Origin of the sequence: Mangrovihabitans endophyticus, assembly GCF_014646155.1 — a bacterium.
GTDB classification, from domain to species: Bacteria; Actinomycetota; Actinomycetes; order Mycobacteriales; family Micromonosporaceae; genus Actinoplanes; species Actinoplanes endophyticus.
Map to the genome: position 1 here is coordinate 1 of NZ_BMMX01000166.1, position 596 is coordinate 596.

At 45.0% G+C, this 596-nt stretch carries 1 protein-coding gene; it reads left to right on the forward strand.

Features of this window, described 5'->3' with window-relative positions:
* Window positions 1-14: 14 nt before the first annotated feature.
* The coding region (locus IEY73_RS34745; protein WP_268240515.1) for an SIS domain-containing protein at window positions 15-596 on the forward strand (582 nt) is incomplete at its 3' end.

The following is a 596-nucleotide window of genomic DNA, read 5'->3' on the forward strand; positions in this document are numbered from 1 at the left end:
GTTACCATGCGAGTTTGGCGAGCGTGTATTTGTTTGAAAGATTAGCCAAAATAAGAGCGAGGGCCATTTTAGCGAGCGAATACCGCTACGCTCATTTTAAAAGCAACCCTAACGAGCTTTTTATAGCGATTTCTCAAAGCGGCGAAACCGCTGACACTTTAGAAGCGTTAAAATTAGCCAAAGCCCAAGGGCTTAAAACCATTAGCTTGTGTAACGCTCCTTTTAGCATGATGAGCCGCATTAGCGATCATGTGCTTTTGATTAGAGCGGGGGTGGAGCGCAGCGTAGCATCCACTAAGGCGTTTTCTTCGCAAGTGATGCTTTTATGGCTTTTGAGTGTGTATATAGGCAAACAGCTAGGGACAATCTCTAAAGAAGAAGAAAAAATCCAGGCTAAAAACATGCTAAATAGCGTGAATGCGATGAAAGTAGAGCCTAAATTGCATGAAAAGATCAAGCGCTTATCCAAACGCTACTTGCATGGGCATGGCTTTTTTTATATCGGGCGCGATGTGTTTTACCCGCTCGCTTTAGAAGGAGCGTTGAAACTCAAAGAGATCAGCTACTTGCACGCTGAGGGGTATGCGAGCGCGGAG